This window comes from Proteus sp. PR00208, from assembly GCF_016238545.1.
Lineage (GTDB): Bacteria > Pseudomonadota > Gammaproteobacteria > Enterobacterales > Enterobacteriaceae > Proteus.
On the sequence record NZ_JAEHQE010000005.1, the window covers coordinates 1 to 24,199 of the forward strand.

Genomic DNA, 24,199 nt, shown 5'->3' on the forward strand with positions numbered 1-24,199 from the left:
CAGTTTATATGTTAGTCGTTAATTAGAAACTATGGTTACATTCCTCAATAAAATAGCCAATCTTCATGCCGTTAAACACTATTTATGGCAACTCATTAGTAAAATGATCCCCGTATCAAGCATCTAATATCACATTAATTTAATGCCTAGTGTTCTGATCTTTTATTTCTTGTTATCTCTGATGGATCTTATTAAAAGCAGATGGTGTAAATGTAAAAATACACTCTTTATTACTGAGTCTATTTTTATTTAGATATCTTTTAATGAGAATGTTATTGAGGCTCCTGCTCTTCTGAACGCAGTAAATCATAGTTTAAGATATTTTTATTACCATCAATAACAGTGATTGGTGATTTAGGCTGATAGCACTCATTTAATGGTGAGTGACACTGTTGAGGGGAGTTATGTTCTATTCCAAGCCAACTACTTAGTAGCCAATAGTTATTTACTGTTGAATAAGGCTTATTCAATGCATCATTATTGATAGTAGGTTTAATAGATGATGGGCTATACCAAATAAACAAAGGGATATCATAAGCTTCTTTTCGTGGCGTATTTACACCATGATGATAACGAACCTCTCTATTTTTATCGAGACGCTGTAAAGCGTGATCTGCAAAGTAGAGAATAGAAGCTGGTTTATCTTTGACTCTCTCGATGATGTTATTAATTAATTTATCTGTATAAGCGATAGAGCTGTCATAGCAGTTATCATCATCTTCTTGCGTGAATTTCTTTAAATACTGACTTGGAAATCGATTACAGGCCGGCTCATGGCTACCATATGTATGTAAGATGATTAGTTTTTTCTCTTCAGATGGCTCATTGAGAGCTCTGTCTAAATAAGGAAGCAACTCTTCATCATAACCGATAAATTCATTCCACTTTTTATTTTGAGCCATATTAGCAATGACAGAAATAACACTAGTTTTCTGATTACCTTCACCTTGATTACTTAACCAATATGTTTTAAACCCAGCATGATTGGCAAGAGAAACAATATTATCAGCGTAATGACTTTTATCTTGTAACTGTTCCAATCCTATATTTGAGAGTGAAATTGGTACAGAAAGAATAGTTACTGGTGCAGGAGAATAAACTTGATTGAATAGGATAAGATTACTCTTTTCTTTCATTAGATTAGGTGTTGTATCGTACTGATAGCCATAAATTCCTAGATGATCTCTGCGAACGGATTCTCCAAGAATAAGGATATAAATTTCTGTATTATCATTATGTTTATTATATTGAAACTCAACTTTTTGAGAGGCAATTCTTCTAATTTGGCGATTTTCATGGAAGGTTCGGACAAGTGCTGCTGCATTATAAAAAGGTGTGTTCAGAAGGGTATATTCTGCAAGTAATTTACTGTTGTCATCGTTTTTCAATGCTAAGATTTTATAAATTGGAATGATGGCTATTAATATAACAAAAGCAGTCACACTTTTTTTTGTCGTTTTTAGATCAGATACTTGAGCTGCTTTATGGATGAAAAAATAGTAAATGGCAAAAGCACATAGGTAAAATAAGACATAATACTTATTATAAGAGAGCATACCGACAGTTTCGCTGCCATTGGTATTAATAAAAGTTTCAGCAATGGATGATGAAAAAGCAATATCGTGTTCACGATAGAAAAATAGAGAAATAGACAGGTTTAAAGACCATAGCGCACTAGTAATAAAGGTTATTATTTTTCCAAAAACAGAACGATAAATGCCACTACATATCAGTATAAGTAGCCAACCAATAAGAACAATATAGATTTTTTGTTCTATATGCAGTGTTGAACCACCCAATATTGCAGGTGCCATAGATAAGAAAAATAAAAGTGCGTAATGAGTTAATTGAGACATAATCTATTTAAAAACTACCACCTCTTTTTATACAGAATAAAAAGTTAACCATTTACTTTTTGACAATACAAGCCTTGTTTGGCTGAAGTGTGTCTGAAATTGATATTACTATGCTTCTTCCTCACTATTTTGAGCTATTTGGCTTTATTAATAAGCCTTGTAGAAAATAAGTTATGTTTCTTTTTATTTGTAATTAATTGATTTCAATTTAATTTGTTTTTATTTTTATAACAGTAGAATAACTAATAATAAGTTATTTAAATAATCGTATAGATATGTAGTTAAAGCTTAAAAGTATTCTAAATAAGTAAATAATAGAAATAGGATCAAGATTTTTATGATAATGGATAAAAATCATTGAAAATGAATAACCCCAAAGTTGAAATTCACTTTAGGGTTATTTTTATTTAGAAAGATAACATTATTTCAGACTGTTAGTGCTGTTTACCTTGTTCAATACCTAAGCCAATTTGAGAACGAATAAACTGTGCTTGGAATTTTGCTTTTTCTTGCTCACCTAAAGATGATTTATCAGTAACAGAGAAAAGCCATGAGACAACAAAAGCAATGATTATTGAGAATAATGCTGGATATTCATAAGGATAGATGGGTTTTTCATGACCTAAAATACTTACCCAAATTGTTGGCCCTAAGATCATCAACGTGACAGCAACTAATAAACCAGACCATCCTCCTGCGACTGCACCTCGTGTTGTCAGCCCTTTCCAATACATTGATAACAATATGATTGGGAAGTTACAGCTTGCTGCAATTGAGAAAGCTAGCCCCACCATAAAGGCAATATTTTGTTTTTCAAATAAAATACCTAAACCGATAGCGACGATACCTAAGATAACCACAGTAATTTTGGATACTTTTAGCTCTTGTCTTTCATCTGCGTGACCATTTTTAATTACATTCGCGTAGAGATCATGTGATACCGCAGATGCGCCCGCTAAAGTTAGTCCTGCAACAACGGCTAAAATAGTAGCGAAGGCAACGGCTGAAATGAAGCCTAAGAAGAAGTTACCGCCAACGGCATCCGCCAAGTGAACAGCCGCCATATTGGTTCCACCAATCAAAGCGCCAGCGGCATCTTTGAACATAGGATTAGGGCTAACGAGTAAGATAGCGCCGAAACCAATGATAAAAGTAAGAATATAGAAATAACCGATAAAAGCTGTTGCATAGAAAACACTCTTACGGGCTTCTTTTGCATCGCTAACAGTAAAGAAGCGCATGATGATATGAGGAAGTCCCGCCGTACCAAACATTAGTGCAAGACCTAAAGAGAGAGCAGATATAGGATCAGAAACCAATCCACCAGGACTCATGATAGAGAACCCTTTTGAGTGAACACTAACGGCTTCTTTAAATAAGGTATTGAAATTAAAATCGACAGCTTTCATCACCATAACAGCCATAAAACTTGCACCTGCAAGTAATAAAATAGCTTTAATGATTTGAACCCAAGTGGTGGCTAACATGCCTCCAAATAAAACATATAGCACCATTAGAATACCGACGAGCACAACGGCAATATGGTAGTTTAAGCCGAAAAGGAGTTCGATTAATTTACCGGCACCAACCATTTGTGCAATCAGATAAAGAGCGACAACAACCAGTGATCCAATAGCGGAGAGTGTTCTCACTGGTTTAGGGCTTAAGCGATAGGAGACAACATCAGCAAAGGTATAGCGTCCTAAATTACGTAAGCGTTCAGCAATGATAAAAAGAATGATAGGCCAACCAATCAGAAATCCAATTGAATAAATAAGTCCATCATAACCCGAGGTATAAACCAGTGCGGAGATCCCTAAAAAGGATGCGGCAGACATAAAATCACCGGCGATTGCCATTCCGTTTTGGAAGCCAGTAATTTTCCCTCCGGCAGTATAGTAATCAGCACGAGAGCGGGTACGTTTAGAAGCCCAATAAGTGATGTAAAGTGTTAATCCTACAAATATTAGGAACATGATGATGGCCTGAATATTCATAGGTTGTTTCTCACCTCCTTCAGTTATTGCGGCAGCGTAAGCAACCGTTGAGGAGAGGAAAAATAAGCTTATTGCATAAAGTAACTTTCTCATTTTTCTACCTCTTCAATAATTTCAGCGGTAAGTTTGTCGAACTCTGTATTGGCTTTAATAACGTAAACGCCCGTTAATAAAAATGAGGCGATGATTAAACCCATACCAATAGGAATACCTCGTGTAATGTAGCTGCCCTCATATAATGGTGTACCTAACCATTGTGGATAGAACGCAATAAGTAAGATAAATGAGACGTACATAACGAGCGTAATAATTGAAAGTGTCCATGAAAAACGACTACGTTTATTAACCAGTTCTTTAAAGCGAGGGTTGTTTTCTATCTCTTGATAAATATTGGAATTCATCAGAGTTCTCCTCTATATAATTGTTTGGTTTATCACTTGATTTAGAGGCTTAAATCCCCCGCATTCCATGATTTTCAGGTAAGAGAGCCCTGCAAAGGCATTTTCATGCCTTTGCTTTGTCGTATTACGTTTTTTGAATGACAGTTATTTGTTGTGTATTAAGCAGTGAGTGATAGAGACTGTTTTTCTTCTAACAGTTTCTCTACAACACCCGGATCAGCGAGTGTTGAGGTATCCCCGAGGTTAGTTGTGTCTCCAGAGGCAATTTTACGCAAGATACGGCGCATAATTTTCCCTGATCGTGTTTTAGGTAAGGAATCTGTCCAATGTAGGATATCTGGTGTGGCTATTGGCCCAATTTCTTTACGTACCCAGTTGCGAACTTCTGTATAAAGTTCAGGAGTTGGCTCTTCACCGTGATTTAAAGTGACATAAGCATAAATAGCTTGTCCTTTAATATTATGAGGAATACCAACTACTGCGGCTTCTGCAATCTTAGGATGTGCAACAAGAGCGGATTCAATCTCTGCTGTTCCTAAACGATGACCTGAAATATTCAAGACATCATCAACACGCCCTGTTATCCAATAGTCACCATCCTCATCTCGGCGAGCTCCGTCACCAGAGAAATACATCCCTTTAAAGGTTGAAAAATAAGTTTGCTCAAAACGATCGTGATCACCAAAAAGTGTTCTTGCTTGACCCGGCCAAGAATCAGTAATCACTAAGTTTCCTTCGCAAGCCCCTTGCTGTACTTCGCCCATATTATCGACAATTGCAGGCTGAACACCGAAGAAAGGGCGTGTTGCTGAGCCAGGTTTTAGATCCATTGCACCCGGTAATGGTGTTATCATGAAACCACCAGTTTCTGTTTGCCACCATGTATCAACGATAGGACATTGGCTACGTCCCATTTTCTGATAGAACCATTCCCATGCTTCTGGATTAATGGGTTCACCTACGGAGCCTAGAATGCGCAGAGAGGTGCGTTGAGTACCTTCAATCGCTTTATCGCCTTCAGCCATTAATGCACGGATTGCAGTCGGTGCTGTATATAAGATATTGATTTGGTGTTTATCAACAATTTGAGCCATGCGGTTAACAGATGGATAATTAGGGACACCTTCAAACATAACAGTAGTCGCACCATTTGACAGAGGGCCATACAGTAAGTAGCTATGTCCTGTTACCCAACCCACGTCAGCAGTACACCAATAAATATCACCTTCATGATAATCAAAGGTGTATTTGAAGGTCATTGAAGCATAAACGAGATAACCTCCCGTTGTGTGCAGTACACCTTTTGGTTTGCCTGTTGAACCTGATGTATACAGAATAAAGAGAGGATCTTCTGCATCCATTACTTCAACATCACACTCAGAGCTTACACCTTGGGTGATTTCATCCCACCAAACATCGCGTCCTTCAATCCATTGTTCGGTATGTCCTGTTCGACGAAATACTACTACATGATTAATAGGGGGGATATCAGCGTGATTTAAAGCATCATCAACATTTTTCTTTAAAGGAATAGCGCGACCTGCACGTAATCCTTCATCAGCTGTAATCACTAATTTAGCTTTTGAATCAATGATCCTGCCTGCGACAGCTTCAGGAGAGAAACCACCAAAAATAACAGAATGGATAGCACCAATACGAGTACAAGCGAGCATAGCGACTGCCGCTTCTGGTACCATCGGCATATAAATCGCCACAACATCGCCTTTTTTAATACCTAAGTTTTTTAATACATTAGCGAATTGGCAAACATCTTGGTGGAGTTGTCTGTAAGTGATTTTTTTCGACTCATTAGGTGAGTCGCCTTCCCAAATAATGGCGGTTTGATCACCTCGTGTTTTAAGGTGGCGATCAAGACAGTTTTGACTGATATTTAGCTGACCATCTTCAAACCAGCGAATGCGTACATGGCCTGGGTCAAAAGAAGTATTCTTTACCACAGTATATGGTTTTATCCAGTCAATGATTTTCCCTTTATCTGCCCAAAAGGCCTCAGGGTTTTTAATGGATAATTCATAATCTTTTTGGTATTGCTCTTTATTGATCAGGGCGTGTTCTGCAATGCTTGCAGGAATATGATGTTGGTTTATTTTTGTCATAATAGTTCTCCTCACTCTTGTTAATACTATGTCAAAAAGTCGTTAACAAAAGAGGGTAAATAAAGATTGTTTCTTTTTTGCGCAGAAGATCACGAATTAATGGAAATGCTTTTCATGGAATGTTCAATTAGTGCTAAAGCTAGCAGGGCATTATTTATCTACTATTTTCTTGTTTAATAGGATCATCGTTTAATAGAATGCTTTTAAATTAAAATAATATACTGTGAAAATTAATTTAACCGTGCTGGATAAAAAAACCACAAAAATAATATGGATATGATAATGATTTTCATTAACGTTTTTTTCACTATAATGAAATGAAAAGATAAATCACATGATGTGATCCAAGATAAAACAGCACTGGAGATTAATATGAGCTATACATTACCTGCACTGCCTTATGCTTATGATGCATTAGAGCCTCACTTTGATGAGCGTACAATGGAAATTCACCATACTAAGCATCATCAAACTTATGTGAATAATACCAATACAGCATTAGAAAAATTACCTGAGCTTGCTGGCTTGGAGATTGATGAATTAGTTAAAAATCTTCATAAAGTGCCTGCTGATCAACGTACTTTTTTACGTAATAACGCTGGTGGTCACTCTAACCACTCATTATTCTGGAAAGGTTTGAAGCTAGGTACTCAATTACAAGGTTCACTAAAAGATGCGATTGAGCGCGATTTTGGTAGCGTTGATGCCTTTAAAGAGTTATTTGAAAAAGCGGCTGCGAGCCGTTTTGGTTCAGGTTGGGCTTGGCTGGTATTAAAAGACGATGGCAAACTTGCGGTAGTTTCTACTGCAAACCAAGATAGCCCATTAATGGGTGAAGAGTTAGCTGGCGCATCAGGTTACCCAATTGTAGGGTTAGATGTGTGGGAACATGCTTACTACTTGAAATATCAAAATCGCCGCCCTGATTATATTAAAGCGTTCTGGTCCGTCGTTAACTGGGACGAAGCGCAAAAACGTTTTCAGAGCAAAGCATAATTGAGCAGATAACATCCTTTCTTTTTTATATTTTCAATGCCGACATTTGTCGGCATTGTTTCTTTTGAACACTATCTTTACTATGAGTTATTCTTTTCTGTTTAGGTAGTGAGCTATGCGTTATTTTCCTAGTGTTTTTATCGGTAATATCACAACAACATCTAATGGATTTACCAGTGCGATCACCAAAAGGCTGGTGGATGGCACTATCAAATTGACATCACTAGGATTAGAAGGTGATGAGCAAGCAGAAAAGAGTTTTCACGGTGGTTCTGATCGCGCCCTTTGTCACTATCCTAACGAACGTTATCTTTATTGGGCTGAGCAATTCCCTCAATTGATGGATTTTTTTCATGCTCCCGCATTTGGTGAAAATATCTCAACAACAGGCATGACGGAAGAGAATGTTTTTATTGGGGATATTTATCAATGGGGAACTGCATTAATTCAAGTGACTCAACCTCGCTCTCCTTGCTACAAACTTAACACAGTGACAGAAGTCAGTAACTTTTCGCAAATTATGCAAGATAGTGGTTATTGTGGTTGGTTATATCGTGTTGTGAGTGCAGGAGAAACAGGCAGTCATCATCCTCTTGTGTTGGTTTCAAGAAACAGTGATGTCTCTGTTAAAGAAGCTATTTCTATTGCTTTTCATATGCCTTTTGATGAAGAGCTTTATCATCGTTTATTAAGTGCGGCAGGATTATCAGCGAGTTGGAGTAAAACCATGCAGCTAAGACTGCAAAATCAAACTATTGAGAGCTTTGATAGACGGCTGTTTAAGAGATAAATAGTTATCTAATTGATAATTAATGGTATTAAAACACCTCCCTAAACATGAACTGCACCCCAAAAGTTGGACACCAACTTTGGGGTGTTTTTTTATGTATTAACGAAAAATTACGGATGTGCGATAAATCCAATCGCATCATAAACCTTGTCTAAGGTTGCTTGAGCACGAGTTTTGGCTTTATCAGCACCTTCTTTCATGATTTTATTAAGCAATGCTTCATCATTACGGAATGTGTTAAAACGTTCTTGAATGTTGGTTAGCATTTCAGATACCGCATCAGCGACAGCACCTTTTAGATGACCATACATTTGGCCTTCAAATTCAGCTTCTAATTCAGGAATAGTTTTACCTGTAACACCCGCTAAGATATCGAGTAAGTTAGACACACCTGCTTTATTTTCAAGATCGTAAATAACACGAGGTGGTTCTTCAGAATCTGTCATTGCGCGTTTAATTTTCTTGGCTGCTGCTTTTGGATCTTCAAGCAATGCGATAACGTTATTACGGTTATCATCAGACTTGGACATTTTCTTGGTCGGATCTTGCAGAGCCATAACACGAGCACCGCCTTTTGGAATAAAAGGATCGGGTACGGTGAAGATATCGCCATAAATAGCGTTAAAGCGCTGAGCAATATCACGGCTTAATTCAAGATGTTGTTTTTGGTCGATACCAACAGGGACTTGATTTGTTTGATAAATCAGAATATCTGCCGCCATTAATACAGGATAATCGAATAACCCTGCATTGATATTTTCAGAGTGACGCGCTGATTTATCTTTAAATTGAGTCATTCGGCTCAATTCACCAAAATAGGTATAGCAGTTAAGTGCCCAGCTTAATTGTGCATGTTGTGGAACATGTGACTGAACAAAAATAGTGCTTTTTTCTGGATCAATACCGCAAGCAAGATAAAGAGCCAGCGTATCTAAGGTTCTTTTTCTAAGTTCTTTTGGATCTTGACGAACTGTAATGGCGTGTTGGTCAACGATACAGTAAATGCAATCATAGTCATCTTGCATTTGTACCCATTGACGTAATGCACCCATGTAGTTACCAATAGTGAGTTCACCAGAAGGTTGTGCACCACTGAATACAATTGGCTTTTGTGCCGTTTTTTCTACTGAAGTCGTCATCTTAATTCTGTTCCACAGTTGTCATTGCGTGATGTCGAGGATTGATAGCAAGTCAGCAAAATTATCGAGTGTATAATCAGGTTTGCTGTCTGCAATAGAGACGCCATAGTTATAGCCATAGGTTAAACCTACGCAAGGGCACTCGGCCGCTTGTGCTGCAATAATATCGTTGCGAGAATCCCCAACAAAAAGGAGTTCTTCCTTTTTAACACCAAATGTACCCATTGTTAAATATAATGGTGCTGGATGTGGTTTTTTTTCTTTGACATCATCTCCCCCTAGTACTAAGGAAAAATATTTATCAATTTTCAGTTGCTGTAATAGTGGTGCAATAAAAGGTGAAGGCTTATTGGTAACGATACCTAATGGAATGTTATGTGAAGCTAATACTTCAAGCGTTTCTTTGACGTGTGGGAATAAATCACTGCCTGTTTTGACCGATGTTGCATAATGTTCATCAAAAAGGTCACGCATCTCTTTTAATAAGGTTTCTGTGACATCTTCTACGCCAGCGTTATGTAAAGCGCGCGTAAGTAGCATATCAACGCCATTACCCACCCAAATTGTGACATTATGTTTACCAGCAGGTGCAAAACCTTTTGATGTTAATGCGTAATCTGTTGCTTCTGTTAGTCCAACAGCGCTGTCAGTGAGTGTGCCATCAAGATCAAAGGCGATAGCACGAATGCCTTTGAGTTTTTTGTCTATCATTACGATACCTTTTCTAATTCGCGACGCATATTGTCAATAACATGCTTATAATCTGGTTGATTGAAAATAGCTGAGCCAGCAACGAACATATCTGCACCTGCTTGGGCAATTTCAGCGATATTATCGACTTTAACACCACCATCAATTTCTAAACGAATGTCATAACCACCATCATCGATCATTTTACGAACTTGGCGTAATTTATCGAGGGTGTTAGGAATAAATGATTGACCACCAAAGCCTGGGTTAACAGACATCAGCAGAATAAGATCTAATTTATCCATTACATAATCAAGATAATTTAATGGGGTTGCTGGGTTAAGCACTAAGCCTGCTTTACAACCACAATCTTTTATTAGTTGAATTGTACGGTCAACGTGGTCACTGGCTTCAGCGTGAAATGAGATATATGTTGCGCCAGCTTCTGCAAAATCAGGAATGATGCGATCAACGGGTTTAACCATTAGGTGAACATCAATGGGCGCTGTAATACCGTAGTTGCGCAGAGCTTTACAAATTGGCGCACCAAACGTTAGGTTCGGTACATAGTGGTTATCCATAACATCAAAGTGGACAACATCTGCGCCAGCTGCGAGCACTTTTTCAGTGTCTTCGCCAAGGCGAGCAAAATCAGCGGATAAAATAGAAGGGGCAATCAGAAAATCTTTCATCGCATTCTCCAGACAACACTCCCATTGTCGGGAGGTGTTAACGATTATTTATATAAGGCAAGTAATTCGTTCACTTTGCTACGACCAAGTGTGTTGCTACTGATTGTTCTTCTGACTTTCACACTGTGTAGCTCTTTTGCGTCTACATACCACTCTTTTGTTAACGCAGTCTCATGATTTGATATTAACACGGGTATCTGTCTCTCGTAAGCCAGCATTGAGGCAAGTTGAGCCAGATGTTCCTGCTCTTGAAAACTAAAGCTATTTGTATGGTATGACGTAAAATTTGCAGTCGGTGATAACGGTGCATAAGGAGGATCGCAATAAACAACGGCGCCTTTTTTTGCATTTGTCATCGTTGATGAATAGCTTTGGCAAACAAATTCGGCTTTTTGTGCTTTTTCAGAAAACCAAATTAGCTCTGCTTCAGGAAAATAAGGTTTTTTATAACGACCAAAAGGGACATTGTATTCACCTTTTGAATTATAACGACACAGCCCATTGTAGCAATGACGGTTAAGATAGAGAAATAACACACTACGCTGATAAGCGTCCGTTGAACGATTAAATTCTTGTCGTAGTTGATAGAACTCTTCTGCGATATTCATTTGAGGGGTAAATAATAAGCGAGCATCCTTCATAAATTTTTCAGGATGTTGCTTTACCGTATTATAGAGATGAATTAGATCACTATTTATATCGGCAAGAATATATGAATCGTATTCTGTATTTAAAAAAACAGAACCGGCACCCATAAAAGGTTCAATTAAACAATTACCCTCAGGCAGATGACGTTTAATGTCATCTACCAAAGGATATTTACCACCAGCCCATTTTAGGAATGCGCGTTTTTTTTTCATGCCGTCCAAATTTCTCAATCGTTTCAGAGTCGCCGATTGTACTCTGTTTCAGACAGCATATCAGCGGTGAACTTCGTCTTAATTATTTTTTTAGATCCTGATGAACATGTTTCATCGGTCTAACCCAAGGTTGTTTGGCTTGTACTGGCGCAGGTAAAGAAGAAACAGCCTGCTTGGCTTCACTTATATTACGATAATTTCCATAGATGAGTACATACCATGGATTACCATTACGCTGCGTTTTGTAAATAGTGTAGTTTCCATTGAGGTTCTTTTTAGCGAAAGCCTCTAAGGTATCTTGGCGACTTGCACCACTTAATTGCAAAGTATAGTTAGTAGCAGGGATAGTGCTTAAATTACTTGCTGATAATGAGCCTGAAACAACAGGTTTAGTCGTTGCAGGTTTAGGTTGCGTTGTTGCTGGTGGTGTTACTGGTTTTGTTGGTGGTGTTTTTACTTCAGCCGGTTTTTGTACGGGTTGCACTGGTTTAGTTGCAGGTGGTTGCGTGACAGGCTGCACGGGTTGTGGCTGTTGAGCATTTAATTGCTGCTGATTAGTGGCTTGATTAATACCTGCTTGTTGTTGATTTAAAGAATCAACGATATCTCCAGGGATCTCAACACGTTGACCTTGCGAATCAATCATTGGAGGTAAATTTTGTGAAGGTGGTGTTGCAGGCTGTATCTCTTGCCCAGAAATAGATTGAGGTGTCGATGGCTGACCATTTTCTGAAGGCGTAACGGATGACGGTTGTTGAGATAGGTCGATATTTCTTTCCGTATTGGTCGAAGGTGCAGGTTCAGTTGTTTCTGGTGATTTTAATGCTGAACTTATTGCGATAATTAGCAGAATAAGGACTAAAACACCTGCACCAATCATCATCTGTTGACGGGATACAGAGAATCGTGCGTTTTTTAATGGATTGTTACGAGGTCGGTTGGTTCGACGTTCAGGTCTATCCGAAGTATCAGGTTTGAGTGAATTATCACCCTTGGTTTCATTATCAGGTTTGAACTCGTCCATTATGCCCTCCGTCAGAGCGTCAAAAAGCGAAAAATATTCTATTCAGCCTTAGCCATTACCTCATAGTATAAGGATGAAACGCTTTTTCTGAAACGTTGCATTTGACAATATTAACCAGAATTTTCCTTAAATGAATATTCTAGTTTATTGCTTGTCAGGTAATGGGGAGCTTAATTTGCATTAATGCAAGATGTTATCGCTTTGTGGACTTGTTCGCGAGTAATATCGGCACGTAATTCGGATTGACCGATACCTTTTGGTAAAACAAGGTGTAATTTGCCACCAGATACTTTTTTATCTCTCATCATATGAGGTAAATAGTCATCAGGTGTCATTTCAATAGGACCATTGATGGGGAGATTGGCTCTCTCAAGCAATTGAATAACACGTTGAGTCTCTTCTTCAGTGAATTGACCAAGTGCTTGAGATGTTCTTGCCGCCATTACCATACCTGCGGCAACGGCTTCACCATGCAACCAAACACCATATCCCATATGGGCTTCAATGGCATGTCCATAGGTATGGCCAAGGTTGAGTAGTGCGCGTAAGCCACTTGTTTCTTTTTCATCAGCAGCAACGACGTCAGCTTTTAGCTCACAGCAACGACGGATACAAAATGCCATGGCTTTAGGATCAAGAGCCAAGAGTTTATCAATATTATTTTCAAGCCAGATAAAAAAGTCTTTATCTAAAATGATGCCATATTTAATAACTTCAGCTAAACCCGATGAAAGTTCACGAGGCGGTAATGTGGCAAGACAATCGAGATCGATAACAACAGAAGCGGGCTGATAAAACGCACCAATCATATTTTTGCCAAGAGGATGATTAACTGCGGTTTTTCCACCAACAGAAGAATCGACTTGTGACAATAGTGTTGTTGGTACTTGGATAAAGCGAACGCCACGTTGATAGCTTGCTGCGGCAAAACCAGTTAGATCACCAATAACACCACCGCCTAATGCGATAAGTGTTGTATCTCGATTGTGATTTTTTTCTAATAATGCAGTAAAGACATCATTCATGATTTCAAGCGATTTGTATTGTTCGCCATCAGGCAAAATTACGCTATCAACCAAAACACCCTGTTTTTTTAAGGTGTCCGTTACCTTTTCTAAATAGAGTGGAGCAAGTGTCACGTTTGTGACTATCATAACTTGCTGCCCTGATTTTAAAGGTAAAAAGGTATCTTCTTGATGAAAAAGGCCAGAAGCAATGGTAATGGGATAGCTTCTTTCACCTAATGTGACAGTGATTTTTTCCATAACAGTGGCCTTCTTTTTATTGTCTTTACTTAACCTTATAAATAGCTGAATTTATTAGTTTTGTTCTAATAATTCAATTATTTGATTGGCTACAATTTTTGCACTCTGATCATCAGTATGAATAGTGATGTCAGCAATTTCTTCATAAAGAGGATTACGTTCTTCAGCTAATGTCTCTAAGACATCGCGCACAGGTTCAACACCTTGCAATAAAGGACGTTTTTTATCACGTTGGGTACGCGCGAGCTGCTTTTCGATGTTGGTTTCTAAATAAACAACCACACCGCGTGCAGATAATCTGTTACGGGTTTCTCGCGATATCACCGAACCACCACCTGTTGCTAACACAATGCCTTGCTTTTCAGTGAGTTCGTTGATTATTTTTTCTTCTCGTTGACGGAAGCCTTCTTCGCCTTCAACATCAAATACCCAACCTACATCTGCACCTGTACGCCGCTCAATTTCCTGATCGGAATCATAAAACTCCATACTAAGTTGTTGAGCTAACTGACGACCAATAGTGCTTTTGCCGGCACCCATAGGCCCAACCAGAAAGATATTACGTTTCTCTGCCATGTTTTTGGTATTACTAAGATATTCGTTAATGATAACCCGCCCCGCCAAATTCATTCAGCGACGGGACCTAAACTGAAATTTATGAGTGTTTATCTAATTCACACCTGATAACATTTGTTATCTACTCTCATAATAAGACTGAGTTCTTTCAGTAGATCGCTATAAAATAACCACATGCTGTCATAAGCGACAACATAGGATAAAAATCCCTTTGCCCACAGTACATAACAAAAACTACTAAAAAAGTAATTATCTTTGTTGGCAACGCGGAGATTCTAACACAATTTAGTCGGAAAACCGCATCTGATAATATTGTCTTTTTCGTCATCAATCGATCAATATTACATATAAAAAGCCCTACCTCCAAGAATAGAGGAAGTGCATAAAATGTATCCGTATTTTTATTGTGATGTTTCAGGCTCACTCAAATTAGCTAACCCTTGTAAGCTAAATCGTCCTCATCGTCAAATCTATAAATACTGATTATAAGAAAAAACAATGAATAACTCTCAGTTTAACTCTAGTGAAAAACATGTAGTGCTTTGTATTTTATAATAAAAATATTTATCACATAAAAAATTATATTAATTTGGGTGTAATAAAAATAACCAATTCATGGCGACTGTGTTGATCTCTTTTATGACTGAAAAGTACGCCTAGTAATGGAATAGAGGATAAGAAGGGGATCTTTGCTGTGTGTTCTTGTTGCTTTTGCTGAAATATACCTCCCAACATAATGGTTTCTCCATCGCGAATAGTCACTTCTGTGCTGATCTCTTGTTTATCAATAGAAAGATGTTCACTTCCGCCTTGAACAAGTGCAATACCTGGTGTGTTTTGACTAATTTTAAGTATTAACCTTATCTTTTTATTTCTTTGAATAATGGGAGTTACTTCCATACCCAAGACGGCTTCTTTAAATTGTACTCGTGTGATTTCATTATCTCGACTGACATAGGGGATCTCCGTTCCTTGTTTGATGGAGGCTGTTTTTTCATGAGCGGTTGTTAGCCGCGGACTGGCAATAATAGATAACTGTTTCTCTTGTTCTAACGCACTTAATTCAAGCTCTAATAGGCGTCCATTAATTCTAGCAATATTAAATGCAATATAGTGAAGAGGGTTTTTGGTGTTTTGATGGAGTGATAATGCAGAAAGTGAAGGCGTTGATAGCGCCGAATTAAGCGAGGAGGTTGTTGAAATAGCATTAGGTATTGTAGATGCGGCTTCGGTTTGTGTTTTTAATGCTTGTAATCCCCATTGAGTACCTAATTCATTTAGAGCATCCTGACTGCTACTCACAATATGTGCGGTGATATGAACTTGTTGTTGTGGGGTGTCCCGTAATTTTAGCCAATCCCCAATTTCAGATAGTGTTTTACTATTATCAACTATTGAAAGACTATTCGCTTCTCTATCAATAATAACTCGCCCTTGCTGACTTAGTAATGGAATAGTGTGATCACTTAGTTGTTCGCCTAGTCTCTCAGCATCAGCATAATTTAAAGGATAAAGTTGGTGATGTAATTCTTCAGGTTGTTCTGTAGTAGATGTTCGCTCTTCAATAAAGGTAGATGATATCTTTTCATCATCGCTATTCTCAGGAAAGAAGGGGTCTCGAGTGTGAGCCCAAATGGTGGTTGTCATCATATATAATATGACGATTAAAATTCCTATCTTCATGATATATCACCCTGTATTGCACTAGGATAACTTAGCTCTGTAAAGCTCATTTGTACTGAAATTAGATGGGGTTTTATTGGAACAATATTCAGAGAGATCAGCGCTAAACTTGTTTGACTGAGGTATTCCAATAGTGTTAAAAACTGTGGGTAAGACAAAGTAAAAGTGAGTTTATATAAAGAGTTAGGCGTGTTTTCCCAAATCTCTGGTATAAAATGATAAGTCATTAGTAAGCGTTGTAATTGCTCACTAACCGGTGGGTTATCGAATGGAATGTCATAATCTATTTGTTGTGTGATTAGTGAATTAATAGATGGCATTGTGTCTAATGTGCTTTGATAGTGATTAATACGCTTTAGTCTTTGTGCTATTTCTAGGTGTTGTTGGGCTATCTCTTGCTGGTAGTCCGTGTAGATAAAGAGGTAATAAAATAGCAGGGTAATAAAAGGTATCATTAAGCTCAGTAAAGTGAGTTTCCACTTAGGTAGAAACGCAATAAGTAACAACCATTGTGCATTTATTTTCATTGGCTTCCCTCATCTTCTTTATTCCATCGCTCTTGTTCTTCTGATTTTCCGTTTAAATGCACTTCTGTGTAAGACGGATCAGCTTTGTTTTGTTGTAAATAACTCAACGTTAAAGAGGCTAAAACAGAGTGACTTTTAAGGTTGGTAATAAAGGAGAGTGATTGTGTATTGGGGAGTGTGAGATGCAGTGAGCGTTGATTATCTGCTTCACCATAGTGGCTAATCCAACCAGTTGAGGGAAGATGGGTTTCGATAGCTCGAAAGAAGCGAATGTAATGTAAATAGCGCAACCAGTTTTGATAATAGAGTGAATAGTGCTGATAGTGTAAAAGTGTTTGTTTTTTCTGTGTTTTATATATATCGATCTGTTTTAGTAATAAATCTTCTTGTTGCTGAGTTTGGCGTTGTTGATCTGTTATGAGTGATCGTTTTTGTGCCAAATGGTAGGTGTAATAGCTACAAATAACGAAAGTGATCGTGACCAATGATAGCGTTTGAGAAAGCCATAACAATGCTTTTTGTCTAAATAAGCTGTGGCGCCAAGGTAGGTAATTTACTTGATACATAGCACCTCTTCAGGGCGTAATGCCAAACCTAATGCAACAAATGGAATGAGATCTTTATCTGACGTTGTTTTAAATAAGACGAGGGAAAGATTGGGCCAAAGAGGCATCAACTGGCTAAAATATTCTTCATTATCACCCGTTAAATAACACTGTTTTAATGGCCAATGGTATTTTTCTATTAACTGATAAATACAAGCTTGTTGCTCTTGTTGGTTTTCATAGGTGAGAGTGCCGTAATGGGGCATATTTTCATCAGATGATACCCAAAGTAGCGTTTTGTTTTTACAGTACAAAAGGGGATTCTGAGGTGAGATGCCGAGGTAAGTTGCTAAATAGCGTAGTGCACACGCTGGGGTATCAATCGCAGTTATTGTTAAGTTTATTCGAGAAAATAAGTCAATATACTTATCTAAAATCGTTTTATGGCACAGGTGAATAGCGAGTTTCCCCTTATTTTGCCGATAATCAAAATTAACAGGGATTTTCGTATTTTGTGTGTAAGATGTGGCTCGTAGTTGCGCCAACCGATAACATGCTGCTGATGTAAGGGAAACTGCATGAGGCAGTGGGATAATTTGATAGTTTTCATAAATATCCGGTAGAGAAAGCGTAACATTATTAATAGAAGGTAATTTTTTACGCCAACCCATTAGGATTTTTCTTAATTTTATATCATTTAAATCGTCATTAAGAGGTAAAGGGAATTGCCAAAATGCACTGATCTTCCATTGTTTATTCTGCTGAAATACCAAAACTGCATTGATATGATGAGTGTTAATTTCAATACCAATCTGGTAATTGTGTGTTTCCATAAATGATATCCATATCTATTGATGAGTAATTGCCTATTTTCAAAGAGGCGTTACCTTTATACTACGCACTGTTTGTTTATAAACCGCCCAATTCACACTACATGGGAAATTTAAGGTGAAGTTCTTAAAATATTTTTTCATCTTCGTTTTTGCTTGCATAATTTTGGGAGCAGCCTCGATATACGGTATGTATAAGTATGTTGAGCCTCAGTTACCCGATGTCGCGACATTAAAAGATGTTCGTTTACAAACCCCTATGCAGGTATTTAGTGCAGACGGAGAGTTGATTGCGCAATACGGCGAGAAACGTCGTTTACCGCTAACATTGGAGGAGATGCCTCCTCAACTTATTAATGCTTTTATCGCAACAGAAGATACGCGTTTTCGTGAACACCACGGTATTGACCCTATTGGGATCTCGCGTGCTGTTGTAGTGGCATTAACATCAGGACAAGCCTCCCAAGGCGCTAGTACCATTACGCAACAATTAGCTCGAAATTTCTTTTTAACGCCTGAAAAGAAATTAATGCGCAAAATAAAAGAAGCCTTTTTGGCGATCCGCATTGAGAAAGAGCTCACTAAAGATGAAATTTTAGCGCTGTATTTAAATAAAATTTATCTGGGTAATCGTGCTTATGGTGTGGGTGCTGCCGCTTATGTTTACTTTGGTAAAAGTGTTCACGATCTGAGCCTTAATGAAATGGCTGTGATTGCTGGCTTACCTAAAGCACCTTCTACACTTAACCCACTTTATTCTTATGATCGTGCCTTAAAACGTCGTAATATCGTTTTACAGCGTATGTATGAAGAGAACTATATCACTCGCGCACAATATGAAAGTGCAAGAGCAGAGCCTATTGTTGCGAAATACCACGCACCTCAAATTGATTTCTCAGCGCCTTATCTAACCGAAATGGTGCGTATGGAGATGTACGAGCGTTATGGTGAAAATGCCTACACTGATGGCTATAAAATTTACACCACTGTGGTTCGTAAAGATCAATTAGCGGCAGAAAAAGCCTTGCGTGATAATGTTATCGACTACGACATGCGTCATGGTTACCGTGGTGCTCAAGAAGTTTTGTGGAGTGAAGGGCAAACACCATGGGATAACGAAGCTATCAACAAGAAATTAAAAGGGATCCAAACTTATGGCCCTTTAATTCCAGCTGTTGTGTTATCTGCTGATGCGAAAGAAGCCAAAGTCATTTTAAAAACGGGCGACAACATTACGCTAGATTTAAAAGCGGTTCGTTGGGCACGTAAATTTATTTCTGACACCTCTCAAGGCGCAACACCAACAAAAGTTGATGCCGTTGTGCATGTTGGTGAGCAAATTTGGGTACGTCAAAATAACGAAAAAAGTTGGGTGCTAGCGCAACTTCCGGGGGTTAATGCGGCATTTGTTGCATTAGACCCTATCAATGGAGGGATTATTGCGCTTGTTGGTGGTTTTGATTTTGAGATCAGTAAATTTAACCGAGTTTCTCAATCTTTACGCCAAGTCGGTTCAAACATTAAACCTTTCTTATATGCTGCTGCATTAGATAAAGGATTGACGTTATCGACACTGCTTAATGATTTACCTATTAGCCGCTGGGATGCTGGTGCAGGAACAGATTGGCGCCCTAAAAACTCACCACCAACTTATGCCGGCCCTATTCGTTTACGTCAAGGTTTAGGCCAGTCTAAAAACGTGGTGATGGTACGTGCAATGCGCGCGATGGGCGTGGATTATGCTGCTGATTATCTATTACGTTTTGGTTTCCCTAATCAAAATATCGATAGAACAGAATCTTTAGCATTAGGATCACCATCATTTACACCAATGCAAATGGTACGAGGATTTGCTGTTATGGCAAACGGCGGATATCTCATTGAGCCTTACTATATCCAACGTATTGAAAATGCTGATGGTGAAGAGCTGTTTACTGCAAAACCAAAGATAGCTTGCCCGGATTGTACTGATATCCCTGTTATTTACGGCGATACCATGCGTTCTATTGCGTTATCTGATGACTATATGGAAAACGTTGCTCAATCTAATAAATCTCAGCCAGCAACTGCTACGCCTGAAATTGAATTAGAACAAGCGCCGTTAGCTGAAACTGTAAAAGAAAGCCCTTATGCACCACACGTTATCAGCACACCACTGGCTTACTTAATGCATGATGCATTAAGGACAAACCTTGTGGGTGAACCGGGATGGTCTGGTACAGGTTGGCGTGCTGTTCGTGATCTTAAACGCCAAGATATTGGTGGTAAGACCGGAACAACAAACAGTTCTAAAGATGCATGGTTCTCTGGATATGGTGCCAATATTGTTGCCACAGCTTGGATTGGCTTTGATGACAGTAGCCGCAATTTAGGTCGAACTGCCGCGAGTGGTGGGGAAGCGGGTGCTAAAACAGCGCAACCTATTTGGAATGACTTTATGAAAGTGGCTCTGGATGGTGTCCCTGTTAATATGATGCCTGTGCCAAAAGGTGTTGTGGCTGTTCAAATTGATAGAAGAACAGGAAAATTGGCAGGTGATGGCCCTTCAATGAAAGAATATTTTATTGATGGGACTCAACCGACAGAAAGGGCAAAAAATGAAGTAGGAACACAGATTTTTGAGGATAATGGCGAATCTAACGAGTTATTCTAATTAATCGAAAATAAAAACCGGATGTTAAAATCCGGTTTTTTATTTATCTATTTATTTTTGTAATAGATAGCGGTGAGCTAAGAAGAGAGCACTGACACTACGAGCTTCTGTAAAATCTGGGTGGTCGAGTAAATCCATCATTTTGGCGATAGGCCAACGTATTTGGATTAGTGGCTCAGGCTCATCACCTTCGAGTTGCTCTGGATAAAGGTCATGCGCAATGACAATGTTCATTTTGCTAGAAAAGTAAGATGGCGCCATAGAAAGCTTTGCGAGTTCTATTAATGAGTGGGCACCATAACCAATTTCTTCTTTTAGTTCGCGGTTTGCGGCTTGTAGGGCATTTTCACCAGGATCAATGGCGCCTTTGGGAAAACCAAAGTCGTAATTTTCGATACCTACGGCGTATTCACGAATAAGAATAAGATTGTCATCAATAATAGGAACAATCATAACAGCTTCACGATTAGCGGGTTTCATTCGCTCATAAGTGCGCTTTTCTCCGTTGCTAAACTCCAGATTAACGGATTGGATCTGAAATAATCGAGAACGGGCGATGTTATCAATGTTTAATATATTGGGTTTTTTTAGTTCTTTCATAACAGTCCCTGGCAGAATAGAGATTAACCTGAATTTAACACATTAATGACAAAATAAATCTAACAATTAGATTTAGCTTTTAAAGGAAAATTGAGTACACTCCGCTATCAAATCTAGTTATTTATTGATTTTTTGAGAATATTATTATTTATTGATTCGCTATTTTACCCGAAGATAGCATTGTTAGCGGATATAAACTTGATTATAGATATAAATTATAACGCGACTGCAAAAATATAATCTATTGTATTTAAATAAAAAATAGAACAAAAGAATAGGAATTGCCTTATGTTAGGCAGGGTTTTAAATTTGTTATTGTTACTACGCAGCATCAGTATAAGCATGGGGAAAAAATGAGATTATCAGTCATTATATTGGCTATCTTGATGATAAGCCTATTTATAATGGCCGCCTTTCTATTCTTTAAAAGAAGGCGGCTTGATGGCTCACATCATCTCCCATCTCTCGCTAAACCTACTTATCGCAAGCTCACTTCTGATGACTATGGGCTTATTAGTGATTATTTATCTTATTTTGGTACATCAAACTTCTCTTCTGGCTATTCATTACAAAACTTCCCCGAAATGCCAATTAAAGGCGAAGTCGTTACTACATTAAGAAATATCGTTAATCGCTTTGCAGGTTCTAGTGAAGGATTAAATCATTGGCGTTACTATATTGATGCTGTAGAAATTCATATTCCCCCGCTGCTCGTTCCTTATCTTCAGCAAGAAAACGTTCTTGATGTTGTCTGTACCCCTTCGATCCCCATCGTTGTTGGTGTGAATGGACATTTCTTAAAAGATGAAAAAATTCATTTTTCTGCGCTAAGTTTAAAACAGCTGTCTGAACCGATATTGGCAAATGGTTCATCAACTATCCAAAAGAACGAAGGTGATGCGGCTCACTTATTACAAATCCGAGAAGAAACTAACGAAGAATATCGATTACATAACTCATCTGGTTTTTGGGATGGCTCTTTTATTTGTATAGGGCTTACGTTGTGTCTAACAGCTTTAATGATGCCTCAAGTTTTTCTTCCTTGGATCCTAGCGACTGGTGGTGCTTTTCTTGCTGTTGGTATTTTTCTGATCCACAACCCTTTAATCAAACCACGTAAACAAGAAATCCACTGTTTTAAAGGGCGCTTAAAGCGCTGGGGGCTTTTTGGTAATTTTGATCATGGGCAGGTAAAAAATGTTTCTTTAGGGGGGATTGATCTTGTTTACCCGCCTCATTGGGAGCCTTATATCCAAAACGATATTGATAAGGTGACCTATTTAGAAATGTATCCAAACCATCATGTTGTAAAACAAGGAAATTACCTTTCATTACATGATGAAGAGAAAAATTATCCTTATAAACGATATATTAAAAATATTATTTTCGTTTTTTGGAGTTTGTTTATTATTGGAATGTTGTATCTTTATCAGCCACTTTCTCTTTCTATGAAACTCAGCTTTTCATGGCTTAAAGATACTGAACCTCATTTAGTCACCAACTTTACCGAGTTGGAAACAACCGATTTGCATGTCGGAGATATTATTCAAGCTAAAGGGGTTGGGATGTGCTACATGCCACCTAATTTATCAAGTAAGAATAATAAAACGATTTTTGCACCTTTTGATTGCTCAGGGATTTATTGGAATAACAGTAATCCAATGCCAATGCCTGAATCGAGCACGATAGAAAAAGCTGCCGCTTTATTGCATATGGTTGAAGAGCAATTACACCCTGTTTCTAATAACAGAGTTAACCCAAGTTTAGGCCAAGCGATAACTAAATCTGGGATGAACTTGTTAGATAATTTTGATGGCATTGTGTTGAAAACACAGGATTTATGTCCACGAGAAAATGAATGTATTCGGCTAAAAATGGCGCTAGTTAACTTAAGTAACGTCAATGATTGGACTGCATTAGTTCAACGAGCTGAAAGTGGAAAATTAACCGGAACTAATGTTTTATTGCGTGCAGTGAGTGCTGAGGCCTTGGAAAAGCTTATCGACACCACCACATCTTCTTTTATCTACCGAGAAATAGATAAAGCCGCAATACTGTTAAACAGTCCTCCACCAGGTGGTGTGCTGTTAATCAGTGATGAGAGAAAACAACTTGTTGATTACGCTTCAAGTTCAAATTCGGTATTTGAACCGACCCCGTTAGAACAGTGGCGAGAACTACAACGTTTATCTGATATTTTATTACACACGCCTTTTGATACCGGAGGTGTCATAACAGGCATGGTTATCGATGCAAATGGCACGTTACAGATATTTTTACATAGCCTGCCAGACTCGATGACAATGTTATATTACATCGGTAATACGTTATTATTGTTTCTTGCTATCGGGTTCTTAATATTGAACCTATTTCTTATCATCCGGCGCCGGCGACAAAATAACCAACGCATGAATAAAATCAGTCTCTATTATGAGCACTGTTTTTATCGCCCTCCTCAGTAAGTCCCTTGTTGTGGAAGGCTATGTGTTTACACTATCGCCTTCGTAAAGAAGTTGAAGTTAAGGAGAAAGGGATGAGTCAACCATCACAAGAAAGTGGTGTCCGCTTAGATAAATGGCTTTGGGCCGCTCGTTTTTATAAAACGCGTGCCATTGCTCGCACAATGATTGAAGGTGGTAAAGTCCATTACAACGGTGTGAGAGGCAAGCCAAGTAAAATCGTTGAAGAAGGCGCAGAAATACGCCTACGACAAGGTAATGATGAACGGACGGTAACCATTCTCATGGTGAGTGCACAGCGACAAGGTGCTACACAAGCGCAGACACTCTATTGTGAAACACCAGAGAGTATTGCTAAAAGAGAAAAAATTGCTCTAGCAAGAAAAATGAATGCGTTAACAATGCCTCATCCTGAGCGTCGCCCTGATAAAAAGGAAAGACGCACCTTACTTCGCTTCAAACAGACAAATTTACAAGAATCGGATTAACCGATTCCCTG

Annotated in this window: 21 protein-coding genes; 5 read left to right on the forward strand and 16 right to left on the reverse strand. The window is 38.4% G+C overall.

What is annotated here, in order from left to right:
* Nucleotides 1-272 precede the first annotated feature (272 nt).
* The 4 genes from JEP36_RS05240 to acs form a co-directional block, all read right to left on the reverse strand.
* Nucleotides 273-1,856: a phosphoethanolamine transferase gene (locus JEP36_RS05240; protein WP_198629941.1), complete on the reverse strand. Its 1,584-nt coding sequence runs from the start codon at nt 1,854-1,856 to the stop codon at nt 273-275.
* 434 nt (nt 1,857-2,290) lie between these two features.
* Nucleotides 2,291-3,946 (reverse strand): cation acetate symporter, encoded by a 1,656-nt coding sequence (locus JEP36_RS05245; RefSeq protein WP_198629942.1) that lies wholly within the window; start codon nt 3,944-3,946, stop codon nt 2,291-2,293.
* Nucleotides 3,943-4,254 (reverse strand): DUF485 domain-containing protein, encoded by a 312-nt coding sequence (locus JEP36_RS05250; protein ID WP_196533867.1) that lies wholly within the window; start codon nt 4,252-4,254, stop codon nt 3,943-3,945. Before JEP36_RS05250 ends, JEP36_RS05245 begins: the two co-directional genes overlap by 4 nt.
* Nucleotides 4,255-4,412: 158 nt before the next feature.
* Entirely contained in the window at nt 4,413-6,371 is a 1,959-nt protein-coding gene (gene acs, locus JEP36_RS05255; RefSeq protein WP_198629943.1) for an acetate--CoA ligase, read from the reverse strand.
* A 372-nt stretch (nt 6,372-6,743) separates the two neighbouring features.
* On the opposite strand from acs, the gene sodA reads away from it, so the two are divergent.
* Nucleotides 6,744-7,367, forward strand: a complete 624-nt coding sequence (sodA, locus tag JEP36_RS05260) for a superoxide dismutase [Mn] (protein WP_075672604.1) — start codon at nt 6,744-6,746, stop codon at nt 7,365-7,367.
* 115 nt (nt 7,368-7,482) lie between these two features.
* On the forward strand, nt 7,483-8,157 hold the full coding sequence (gene yiiM, locus JEP36_RS05265) for a 6-hydroxyaminopurine reductase (protein ID WP_198629944.1): 675 nt from the start codon (nt 7,483-7,485) through the stop codon (nt 8,155-8,157).
* Nucleotides 8,158-8,267: 110 nt separating this feature from the next.
* Here the strand turns inward: yiiM and trpS are convergent, their stop codons facing one another.
* From trpS to JEP36_RS05320, 11 genes are all read right to left on the reverse strand, one after another.
* On the reverse strand, nt 8,268-9,296 hold the full coding sequence (gene trpS, locus JEP36_RS05270; protein ID WP_196533871.1) for a tryptophan--tRNA ligase: 1,029 nt from the start codon (nt 9,294-9,296) through the stop codon (nt 8,268-8,270).
* A 21-nt stretch (nt 9,297-9,317) separates the two neighbouring features.
* On the reverse strand, nt 9,318-10,007 hold the full coding sequence (locus JEP36_RS05275; protein ID WP_198620164.1) for a phosphoglycolate phosphatase: 690 nt from the start codon (nt 10,005-10,007) through the stop codon (nt 9,318-9,320).
* The gene (rpe, locus tag JEP36_RS05280) at nt 10,007-10,678 is read right to left on the reverse strand and encodes a ribulose-phosphate 3-epimerase (protein ID WP_109374158.1); all 672 of its coding nucleotides are present in this window, start codon (nt 10,676-10,678) and stop codon (nt 10,007-10,009) included. The genes JEP36_RS05275 and rpe overlap by 1 nt, the downstream gene beginning before the upstream one ends.
* Before the next feature lie 44 nt (nt 10,679-10,722).
* A complete protein-coding gene (dam, locus tag JEP36_RS05285; RefSeq protein ID WP_160230824.1) occupies nt 10,723-11,538 on the reverse strand; it encodes an adenine-specific DNA-methyltransferase in 816 nt (271 codons plus the stop codon).
* 82 nt (nt 11,539-11,620) lie between these two features.
* Nucleotides 11,621-12,562, reverse strand: a complete 942-nt coding sequence (locus JEP36_RS05290; RefSeq protein ID WP_109374160.1) for an SPOR domain-containing protein — start codon at nt 12,560-12,562, stop codon at nt 11,621-11,623.
* 170 nt (nt 12,563-12,732) lie between these two features.
* Entirely contained in the window at nt 12,733-13,827 is a 1,095-nt protein-coding gene (gene aroB, locus JEP36_RS05295; protein ID WP_198620162.1) for a 3-dehydroquinate synthase, read from the reverse strand.
* Nucleotides 13,828-13,881: 54 nt separating this feature from the next.
* Nucleotides 13,882-14,403, reverse strand: coding sequence for a shikimate kinase AroK (aroK, locus tag JEP36_RS05300; RefSeq protein WP_129586866.1), 522 nt, complete (start codon nt 14,401-14,403; stop codon nt 13,882-13,884).
* A 579-nt stretch (nt 14,404-14,982) separates the two neighbouring features.
* Nucleotides 14,983-16,086 carry a type IV pilus secretin PilQ gene (gene pilQ / locus JEP36_RS05305; RefSeq protein ID WP_198620161.1) on the reverse strand — a complete coding sequence of 368 codons (1,104 nt, stop codon included), beginning with the start codon at nt 16,084-16,086 and terminating at the stop codon, nt 14,983-14,985.
* Nucleotides 16,083-16,613 (reverse strand): hypothetical protein, encoded by a 531-nt coding sequence (locus tag JEP36_RS05310; RefSeq protein WP_198629945.1) that lies wholly within the window; start codon nt 16,611-16,613, stop codon nt 16,083-16,085. The genes pilQ and JEP36_RS05310 overlap by 4 nt, the downstream gene beginning before the upstream one ends.
* Nucleotides 16,610-17,179, reverse strand: a complete 570-nt coding sequence (locus JEP36_RS05315) for a fimbrial assembly protein (RefSeq protein WP_198620159.1) — start codon at nt 17,177-17,179, stop codon at nt 16,610-16,612. The genes JEP36_RS05310 and JEP36_RS05315 overlap by 4 nt, the downstream gene beginning before the upstream one ends.
* The gene (locus JEP36_RS05320) at nt 17,167-17,991 is read right to left on the reverse strand and encodes a hypothetical protein (protein ID WP_198629946.1); all 825 of its coding nucleotides are present in this window, start codon (nt 17,989-17,991) and stop codon (nt 17,167-17,169) included. Before JEP36_RS05320 ends, JEP36_RS05315 begins: the two co-directional genes overlap by 13 nt.
* A gap of 115 nt (nt 17,992-18,106) precedes the next feature.
* On the opposite strand from JEP36_RS05320, the gene mrcA reads away from it, so the two are divergent.
* Nucleotides 18,107-20,641 (forward strand): peptidoglycan glycosyltransferase/peptidoglycan DD-transpeptidase MrcA, encoded by a 2,535-nt coding sequence (gene mrcA / locus JEP36_RS05325; protein ID WP_198629947.1) that lies wholly within the window; start codon nt 18,107-18,109, stop codon nt 20,639-20,641.
* 51 nt (nt 20,642-20,692) lie between these two features.
* On the opposite strand, the gene nudE is transcribed toward mrcA, so the two are convergent.
* The gene (nudE, locus tag JEP36_RS05330; protein WP_109374167.1) at nt 20,693-21,241 is read right to left on the reverse strand and encodes an ADP compounds hydrolase NudE; all 549 of its coding nucleotides are present in this window, start codon (nt 21,239-21,241) and stop codon (nt 20,693-20,695) included.
* A 353-nt stretch (nt 21,242-21,594) separates the two neighbouring features.
* Here nudE and umoB point away from each other — a divergent pair, with 353 nt between their 5' ends.
* Together umoB and hslR are read left to right on the forward strand one after the other, a co-directional pair.
* Nucleotides 21,595-23,703 carry a flagellar biogenesis regulator UmoB gene (gene umoB / locus JEP36_RS05335; RefSeq protein ID WP_109374168.1) on the forward strand — a complete coding sequence of 703 codons (2,109 nt, stop codon included), beginning with the start codon at nt 21,595-21,597 and terminating at the stop codon, nt 23,701-23,703.
* Nucleotides 23,704-23,774: 71 nt separating this feature from the next.
* A complete protein-coding gene (gene hslR, locus JEP36_RS05340) occupies nt 23,775-24,188 on the forward strand; it encodes a ribosome-associated heat shock protein Hsp15 (protein ID WP_100158535.1) in 414 nt (137 codons plus the stop codon).
* Nucleotides 24,189-24,199: the final 11 nt, after the last annotated feature.